The 8,783-nt window shown below is 30.0% G+C and carries 8 protein-coding genes and 1 pseudogene; 5 read left to right on the top strand and 4 right to left on the bottom strand.

Annotation, left to right across the window (positions count from 1 at the left end; all coding sequences use genetic code 11):
• Window positions 1–277: 277 nt before the first annotated feature.
• The 3 genes and pseudogenes from U860_RS36670 to U860_RS0128115 form a co-directional block, all read left to right on the top strand.
• Window positions 278–442 (top strand): annotated as a pseudogene (locus U860_RS36670) (mobilization protein); the annotation flags it as partial.
• A gap of 159 nt (window positions 443–601) precedes the next feature.
• A complete protein-coding gene (locus U860_RS0128125; RefSeq protein WP_025151112.1) occupies window positions 602–1,213 on the top strand; it encodes a helix-turn-helix domain-containing protein in 612 nt (203 codons plus the stop codon).
• Window positions 1,214–2,298: 1,085 nt separating this feature from the next.
• A complete protein-coding gene (locus U860_RS0128115) occupies window positions 2,299–2,859 on the top strand; it encodes a MerR family transcriptional regulator (RefSeq protein WP_025151111.1) in 561 nt (186 codons plus the stop codon).
• A gap of 389 nt (window positions 2,860–3,248) precedes the next feature.
• On the opposite strand, the gene U860_RS0128110 is transcribed toward U860_RS0128115, so the two are convergent.
• From U860_RS0128110 to U860_RS0128100, 3 genes are all read right to left on the bottom strand, one after another.
• Window positions 3,249–3,908 (bottom strand): type II CAAX endopeptidase family protein, encoded by a 660-nt coding sequence (locus U860_RS0128110; RefSeq protein WP_025151110.1) that lies wholly within the window; start codon window positions 3,906–3,908, stop codon window positions 3,249–3,251.
• Window positions 3,909–3,971: 63 nt separating this feature from the next.
• Window positions 3,972–5,315: a DCC1-like thiol-disulfide oxidoreductase family protein gene (locus U860_RS0128105; RefSeq protein WP_025151109.1), complete on the bottom strand. Its 1,344-nt coding sequence runs from the start codon at window positions 5,313–5,315 to the stop codon at window positions 3,972–3,974.
• A gap of 18 nt (window positions 5,316–5,333) precedes the next feature.
• Complete coding sequence (locus U860_RS0128100; protein WP_025151108.1) at window positions 5,334–6,005, bottom strand: DUF5819 family protein; 672 nt, start codon at window positions 6,003–6,005, stop codon at window positions 5,334–5,336.
• Between the two features lie 142 nt (window positions 6,006–6,147).
• On the opposite strand from U860_RS0128100, the gene U860_RS0128095 reads away from it, so the two are divergent.
• Entirely contained in the window at window positions 6,148–6,441 is a 294-nt protein-coding gene (locus tag U860_RS0128095; protein ID WP_025151107.1) for a hypothetical protein, read from the top strand.
• A 63-nt stretch (window positions 6,442–6,504) separates the two neighbouring features.
• On the opposite strand, the gene U860_RS0128090 is transcribed toward U860_RS0128095, so the two are convergent.
• Entirely contained in the window at window positions 6,505–6,858 is a 354-nt protein-coding gene (locus U860_RS0128090; RefSeq protein ID WP_025151106.1) for a hypothetical protein, read from the bottom strand.
• A 124-nt stretch (window positions 6,859–6,982) separates the two neighbouring features.
• Here U860_RS0128090 and U860_RS0128085 point away from each other — a divergent pair, with 124 nt between their 5' ends.
• Window positions 6,983–8,380, top strand: coding sequence for a S8 family serine peptidase (locus U860_RS0128085; RefSeq protein WP_025151105.1), 1,398 nt, complete (start codon window positions 6,983–6,985; stop codon window positions 8,378–8,380).
• The last annotated feature ends 403 nt before the right edge of the window (window positions 8,381–8,783 follow it).

The raw sequence follows: 8,783 nt of genomic DNA, 5'->3' as shown, positions 1-8,783 counted from the left end.
AGGGGGTGGGGAGTTCGATTAAAGGGGTTAAGGGGAAGAGTTCCCCTTATAGGTTCGGACAAAGTCCGAGGTATTAGGCCATGTTTAACATGGCTCGGCGTAGCCGAAAAGCGTCGCAGACCCCTATTGTTTTTGATGCGAAAGCGTCAAAATATGTATAGGGTTACGTTAATTGACACAATTTTGTCGACTTGCTAGACTCATTGTATCAATTACTCTAGGGAAAGTGGTGGCACTTTATGTTGGGTTCTATCTCATTTAATGAAGATGTTACGAGATAAGAAAAGGCAATGGCCGCAAGATTAAGGATCACTATGACAAAATATATAAAGATGAAAAGACATATGAGTAACGAGAACGCGTTGTATTAATTGAAGAAGATAAATACATCTCAAAGTATAGAGGAGCCAAAAAAGTGTTAAAACGGTATACAGAAGCGTTTTAAGGGTGGAATTCATGTTATGATAGAAATAGAAAAACTGCCCTAATGTCTTGGCGGACAGGCAGTTTTCATTATAAGGTTGGAATCAACCAATTTATATTCTATATACATTCTAACATATAAAAGTTGATTCCTTCCACTAAGGGAGAGAATTATTTTATGACAAAAGTTGTAGATTTTGGACAACTCGAAAGAAATGCTAGAAAAAAAGATTTTGAAATTGAAAACAAAAAATTTGAACAAGATCATAATAATGTTTCTAAGGATGAATTAGAAACAGCTATGGAAATTGTGGCTAAAGCAACTGGAAAAGAACTTTACATAGGTACTAAAAAAAGTCCTCAATCGAAAGTGAGGTTTGTTCAATTGATACAAGATAATTGGGACTATGCTTTAGAAATAGGATATTTTACTGATGAAGAAATACTATTTTTAATCCGTATTCAACGTTTTTTACAGTTTAAAAGTAATTGTATAGTCGATAATATTCATTCTAGAAGTGCAGTTCCTATGTCTCAAAAACAAATATCTGAAAAACTCAAAACGGATAAATCTAAAGTTAGTAGAATTGTAAATAAACTAGTTGATAAAGGTGTAATTGTAAAAGCAAATGGACATAAGGCTGAAGGTGTTAACGCTCGGACATATGCTTTGTTTATAAATCCTAATATAATTTATAGTGGTGATCGTGATAATATAGAGACCACATTAAAAGCATTATTTATGAATTCAAAATCGTTATTTAAAAATTTTCCAGTAACCCTTTTTTAAGGGTTATTTTTTATGTTTTCATAGTTGCCAAATTAGACAACTAAAGTTGCTTAATTAGACAACTATGAAAACCGCCTTAAACCCTTGATATAATAGCTTTTTTTGGGGGGTTAAGAGTCAATTTACTCTCACTCTTATATATAGGGCTAAAAGTTCCGCAAGGAACGGGTTGTATTTTTGAGAAACCCACTCAAAAATCTCCACCCTTTCCGCTATGCTCCATCCTTGCAAAACTTTTTTCGGCTCGTGTTCTTTTCTCGCCAAGCCGAAGGACAAAAAGCAATGCAATGGTTCTCGGCTTGGATTTGCAAGTATACGAGCCGAACCGCTAGATCATACGTCCCAGATTGGCTATTATCCGCCATAACGCTACGTTTTAAATCTGTGGGGTTTCGTCCCCACACGACGAGCCAGCACTCCAAACAAAAAGCAATGGCAGATCAAAACAGAAAAACAACTAGCTCCCCCTTAAGAGGTACTAGTTGTTTTAAAATTAGTTAGCGGAAGTAATTTTATATATTTTTATCTTCTTTTTCTAATAATTGTTTAATATCATTTCTAAAAAATTTTAGTTCATTTTTTGTTTTAATTAGTTTATATAACATGAAAATTAATATTATTAGTATTAAAATTTCTATCATTATACCCGGCCTTTTTTCCTATTACTTTTATTCTATCAGATGGAATTTTTAATAACACTATGTATATAGTATTCATGGAGGTTAACATAACGTCCTATTATCAGTAGTAAAATTTGTAAAGAATCCTTGTGTTTATGAGGGTTTTTGTTCTTATGTCTATCTATCTCTTATACAAGAATTTATACATCATTGATATAGCGGGGATTTCAGGGATCTTCGCTATTCTTTTTTTGCATAAAATCTTGTATATAGAAAAAAGATTTTGATGTTATTATCGAGAAGTAATGAATATCAGTGTTAAAATCGGAATGTATTTCGAAATTAATTCGTTTTTAAAATTGGTTGTAATATCAGTTGCAAGTGAATTCCGATTTTGATTAAGATGTTGATTTAATCGTGTTTATGAGTAAAAAACGTATTCCGTTTTTGGGGGAGGAATTAAAATTGGAATTAAAATCGGAAATGTATACACCGAAAATTGTTGCGGACTACCTAGGGGTTACTCCCGATTTATTAAAAGTATGGTCAAATGAATTTAATATACAAACGGAGCGAAGTCAGGGAGGGCATCGCAGGTATTTTAAGGAAAACATTGAAGAATTGAAAGCTATAAAGGAAAAAATACAGGTACAAAATTGGTCTTACGATCAAGTTCGAGCATGGAAGAATGGCGAACTTGATTCGTTTGTTTCAAAAGAAGAAAAATCGGAATTAGAAAAGAAATTGAATGAAGTATTAGAAAATCAACAATTACAAAATGAGTTCAATCAAGCACTTGTTCAAAAATTACAAGAGATTACGAATGAATTGGTTACTACAAAAGAGCATTTGGCTAATACTGAGAGAAAATTAACTAAAGTAGAGGGTAAAAATAGTAAATTAGAAGTTTTTATAGAGAAGAAGTTAGAGAAGCGGGATCAGTTATTGCTTGAAAACATTAGAGATATGCAGAAGCAAAATCAGAAACAAAAACGGAAAGGTTTTTTCGGTTTGTTTAAAAATTAAATGTGGTTGTTATTCTATGTAGAGTTCTAATGTCGGATAAAGAAGAATAGAAATATAGCATACATATAATAAGGGAATGTAGTACAAATCAGCATACAAGCATTCCCTTGCTGTAATTATGTTGTTTTTATACTATTTTAGATTATTCAACTTGTGGGATTTTTGCTATTTATAAGTTTAGGCATGTTTCTAATAATAATTCGTAATATTATTTATCGTAATCCTTTTTCTCACGCTAGAAACTCTTTTATATGAAGCTTTCTTTTCCTTAACGTGAGTTTTATGTTAATACGTTGACAGTACTCCTATATTCTACTGATTACAGTAATATTTACTAAACAAATTTCGAATTATTCACTCAAACTATAAGAATACGTATGCTATCTCTATTAGCTTATAATTATAAATAAATTATGAACAGAGTGTACAATGATAACAGTCCATAAGGAGTTCGTTTTCTTATATATATATCCTAAAAATAAACTAAATAATATTATATATAAATGATTATATAAATTTAAAAACTCTTGATTATTAAGCCATGTGGGGTAATGAATAATCAAAAAAAGAATAGATGTAATTATATTAGATTTCCAGAAATTAAATTTTTTTTGTAACTGATTTAAAATTAATCCTCGATATACTATTTCTTCAGTTAATCCTGCTAATAAAAAAGAATTTATGTATTGATTTAAATTTGGCGATATAAAAAAGGATGATTCTTTTATGAGATAAATTTTAATAGTAAAGCTGATCCCTAATAGTAAAGAAAGAGCAATTCCCCATTTAAGACCCTTTTTAATATTTTTATTTAATTTTGTATACTCTTTAAAATTATTTTGTAGATAGAAGGTGATATAAAGCCATGCAGGAACAACCCAAATTAGTATTTTAAAGAAAGAACTTAAAAATATTGAAAGCGCACTATTATACGATACGATATATCCTACCCAATATTCTTTTAGTAACCAAAGAGAATAGAATAAAACAATATAAAGAAGGAAATGTTTATTCATCTTGTTATTTTGGAGGATGTATGACTTATTCATAATATTTTGTGACCTTTCTTTATTTAGAAAGGGAGTGTATTATAAAGACTCCCTTCTCTAATTTTATATTTTTTCAGATGTTTTTTCTGGAATAAAACAACTATCGGTGCAAGATCCTGTAGGAATTATTTTCCTTCTATTAGCTATAAAGTCATATGTTTTTTGGCCTAATCCAATAGCGTTTGCTAAGTACATTAATAGAACTAAGGGCCATAATATAGGAATACGTTTTACTATTTGTATAAAAGAGTGAATTCCCTCCAACAATTCATCTGAATCTACTCTTTTACTATGAATACGTTTTTCCACCTTTATAATATCTAATTTATAATTTGTCAAAATTTGTTCATCTCTAAATGAATAAAATTTTAACATTCCGAAAATATCTATTTTAGATAGGTTGTTTACACTTTTTTTACAAAATGGACACCAACCATCATAAAATACTATTATTTTTTGAGTTTTTAATGTTTTAGTTTCACCTATTCTTAAAAATATTGGTTTAACTTTTTGAGAAATTTTAGCTTTTATATGTTGGAATTTATTATATATATCTTTATATTCTGTATCTGTTAGAATAATCAATTCTAATACTATTAGCGTTAAAGAAAACGTAATTAATCCCATGCCATATGCAATTCCTACATGAAAACTTACAATACACAATATAATGAAATACTTAGTATATTTATTAAATAATAAAAATGGAAATGCAATTTTAATAATAATAGCTAGGTATGTGAAAAGTACAATTAAATAGGTGTTATCACTGATTAATGGTGTGAGAATCCCCCGTGAAAATTGATCAACTTGCATAATATAGTAAATTGCTGTCCCATTGTGCCACATTTCCCCTATTATTTGATACAGACCAGACACTAGATATAAGATAGATATTTGTATAATCGTTGCTATACAAGCTATATTATGGAAAATATTCGTTATTTTAGTTCTTAGAGCACTTTTTTTACGATTATTTAGATTTGAATCAATAGAGAAGTGTCTACTCATATCAGCAAATAAAAGATAAAAAAGGCATACCCTCAAAATATTATCTCCACCATCAGCAATCATCGGATTTCTCTCTAATAAAGAAAAATAGAATACAAAATTTATAATCGAAACTAATCTTGTCTTATAACCAAATATAAATAAGATACTTAGTAATATCCCTATATGATAAATAATATCAAAATAAATGTTGGAATTTGATAATGAGTATAGAGTTGTGGGGCCAGTCATTTCGTTACTTATAATCCCTTGATTACCCCATAGATAATATCGTTGGCTGTAGTGCATTAGGTACATGTATAACATGAGAAATCCAATACTAATTCTAGCTAGGCTAGTTCCTATTAAAAATCTTTCTTTTGATAACCAATCAGTGGCCTTTGATAAACAATTCATTATGTTTTCTCTCCTCTTTTATAAAGGTGGTAAAACGTAATAATAAGGTTTCCAGTCAAATGTTATAGCAGAGGTTTTAGTTTTGTAGTTCTTATCATCTTTCTTTGAAAACGGTACGGGATCTTCTATTATCCACTTTACTCTTACTTCCTTTATTTTTGCATCGCTTATATACTTTGTTGCCATTGAATTACCAAATCGTTGTAGTATTTCCTGTCCTCTTTCATCTACATTTTTTTCAATTTCTTTAAGCATTTTGTCGTTGTCTGTATTTTCTTTTTTATTAATGTATTTAATAAATGTTTCATCTTGTATATGCATTTGATCTTGTACGCCAGTAGGAATTCTAACTAATCTGTTTATAGGAGAAATTGGATTTCTCTTATTTTCTAATACAAGTGGTGTACTAGTATCTATCCAATCTGTGGTAACAAATTCATTAGATTTTTTGCCTTCTACTTTTGCTTGAATATATACAGTATAGTTTTTGGTTATAGGATTAGGTGCAAATAAATGCCAATTTTGCGAGAATACTGGTGAAGTATAGCTATCTATTAGCTTTTTATGTTTTGTGAAAATAGGATTTGGTGGCATTACACTGAGCATAATAATACAAAAGTGTATCAATAGTATTGTAGACAAAAACAAAACAAGAATTTTTAAGATCTTACTTTCCGTTATAGTATCCATAAAATACCTCCTTATTCGATTAAATTTTAGCATAATTTACAAATAAATCAATATTTAGAAAATTTTATAAAATATATTGTCTTTTTTTGGGTTAAGTGTTAACATTTAGTAGATTTTAAAACTTGTTTAGGAGGAATTATTTATGAAATCTAAAATTTTGGCTGCTGCGTTAGGATTTGGTATTGTAACAGCGAGTTTCGTTGCTACGTCTGCTAACGCATCTACAGAAAATGTATCTGCAAAATACAATGTAAGTCAGGTTCAAGAGCAAGATCAGAATGTTGGTGTTGAACCTAGAAAATGGGATAAGGTTGGTAAAGTTGTTGGTAAGGCATATGATGAAGTTAAAAGCTGGGCGTTATGGGATGCTGTCCTAGGAGATGCTCCTGCAAATACTGATTTAGATAAGAAAGACGTTAATGTTATTTTTGATTAATATGTTATATAAAGATGCCCCTTTAAAATAAAAGGGGTATCTTTATATAACAAAAAGATGAATTTACTGTTTTTTTAACTTTATTAAATATAAAACTATCTTAATACCATAAAAGAGTATTGCAGTAGTCATTATTTTTCCAAAAATTTTAATTGTTAACTCTAATAATCTACTTTGTTTAAATACTTTTTTTAGAATAAATTCAAATAGGAGTCCCAATACAATAAATATGGCTACAAAAATTAATAGGGAAATTATTTTGTTGGAATAAGTGGTAGCATTAAAAATGAGATATTCTGGGAATACGATAAAATCTACTACTGGACTTATTGTGTTGCACACTTGATTATTACATAAGTCAGTTAGGGATGTTGATTCCGTGATAGATTTAAGAAATTTTTCGATTATTTTCTTCATGTTAGCCCCTTTCTAAATTCATATAAATTGGTTAATGGGTACCATTACTAAATAATAACAAAAAAGTATTAAAATTTCATATAAGAAAAAATTTCTCAACTTTACAGACATAAAGGGTGATTAGATGAAAGGTTTTAAGGTATTTTCTTTTTTATTTTTTATAATCTCGATATTTATATCTCTCGGATTTATTAATGATAATGTTAGTCAACAGGAACAATATTATACAGTTCTGTTAAATCAAAATGAAGAATCAAGTGATTTTATCAAGAAAATAAACTCTAATAATATAGAAATTACTTATAAGATTGAAGAAATTGGGTTATTTCAGTTAAAAGCGAAGCCTTCAGAAATAAGAAAAATTAATCAGAATTCTATAGTTAATACTTATAATTCTTCTGTAAAATTACTATCATCTAATAAATTGATAGAAAGATCGAGTGGTTTTGAATCCAAATCATCTTTATGGGATATTCAGTGGGATATGAAAAAAATCACAAATAATGGTGAGAGTTATAAGATATTTTCAGGAACTAAAAATGTAACTGTAGGTATTATTGATTCTGGTTTGGATATTAATCATCCAGATTTAGAAAATAATATTGTACCAAATTCTAAGAATTTAGTTCCAGAAAACGGATTCCGCGGTCAAGAAAATTACGAGACAGGTGATGTAAATCGGTTAGATGATATTTTAGGGCACGGTACTAATGTCGCAGGACAGATTGCTGCTAATGGCATTATTAAAGGTGTTGCCCCAAATGTAGGAATCAAAATGTACCGTGTATTTGGTGGTAAATCTGCTGAGTCTATTTGGGTAATAAAGGCAATTGTAGAGGCTGCAAAAGATGATGTTGATGTTATAAATTTAAGTTTAGGTGATTATCTGGTTGATGGAGATATTTCATTTTCTGATGAAATAACTAAAGGGAATTCTGCTGAAATCAAAGCTTATAAAAGGGCTATTGAGTATGCAAGATTTAAAGGAAGTGTTGTCGTTGCAGCTCTTGGTAATAATTCTCTCGATGTTAATGATAATGTTCAAATGACAGATTTTTTAAAAGAAAGATTAGAAAGAGATGATGCTGTATTTCACGGGCGAATTTTGGATGTACCTGCTACGTTACCATATACAATTTCAGTTGCATCTATTGGACCCTCTGATGAGCGTTCTCTTCTTTCTAATTTTGGGGAGGGGATTATAGATATTGTTTCCCCAGGAGGTGATGTTAGACTTCTAGAAAACTATGGATCTGAACGTTGGATAAATGAAAAGTTATTTTTGAGAGAGATGATAGTAAGCACTGAGCCAGGAGGAAGATATACTTTTTCTTCAGGAAATTCTTTAGCTACTCCTAAGGTTTCGGGGGCTTTAGCTTTAATTATTGATAAATATAAACTTAAAAATAAGCCAGATAAATCAACTGAATTTCTCTATAAGTATGGTGTACGTCCTAATATAATCAACTCAAATAGCTTTGGTAAGGGAATTTTAGATGTATATAAAGTGGTGAATCAATAGACTAAATACCTATGGATTGGGCGCTTCCCAAGTTTTTTTATGTGTACTAAAGGAGTATCACTTTTATAAACTCCCTAGCGTATAATTTTCTCGAAATGATATAGTGATCTCAATTATAATCATGTGTTTTAAAAAACTGAATATTCGATAATATATTTCTAAAATATAAAAATGTCATTTAGAATCACCAAAAATATTCGTTTTCGGTGAAAATATCTCTTAGTGTATAATTTTCGTGTTTTGTCGGCGAGACCCCTGAAATGGATAAGAGCTAATTGCATGACGTGTGTCAATGGTACCGGACCGAACCCGTAAGGGAGCGGGAGGATAAGGAGTTGACACACACTCACTACGCAACCCTCTTGGCTTGTCAAAACGTTTTCGTTTTGGCCTGCCAACCGGC

It is taken from the genome of Bacillus sp. H1a (genome assembly GCF_000633475.1).
Taxonomy (GTDB): Bacteria; Bacillota; Bacilli; order Bacillales; family Bacillaceae_G; genus Bacillus_A; species Bacillus_A paramycoides.
The sequence above is the reverse complement of the archived record's forward strand: the minus strand, read 5'-3'. Positions and strand labels throughout refer to the sequence as shown.

Bases quoted from the DNA above. Each gene is read 5' to 3' on its own strand.
- U860_RS0128125 (WP_025151112.1), top strand. From the start codon at position 602: ATGACAAAAGTTGTAGATTTTGGACAACTCGAAAGAAATGCTAGAAAA.
- U860_RS0128110 (WP_025151110.1), bottom strand. From the start codon at position 3,908: ATGAATAAGTCATACATCCTCCAAAATAACAAGATGAATAAACATTTC.
- U860_RS0128095 (WP_025151107.1), top strand. From the start codon at position 6,148: ATGAAATCTAAAATTTTGGCTGCTGCGTTAGGATTTGGTATTGTAACA.
- U860_RS0128105 (WP_025151109.1), bottom strand. From the start codon at position 5,315: ATGAATTGTTTATCAAAGGCCACTGATTGGTTATCAAAAGAAAGATTT.
- U860_RS0128100 (WP_025151108.1), bottom strand. From the start codon at position 6,005: ATGGATACTATAACGGAAAGTAAGATCTTAAAAATTCTTGTTTTGTTT.
- U860_RS0128085 (WP_025151105.1), top strand. From the start codon at position 6,983: ATGAAAGGTTTTAAGGTATTTTCTTTTTTATTTTTTATAATCTCGATA.
- U860_RS0128090 (WP_025151106.1), bottom strand. From the start codon at position 6,858: ATGAAGAAAATAATCGAAAAATTTCTTAAATCTATCACGGAATCAACA.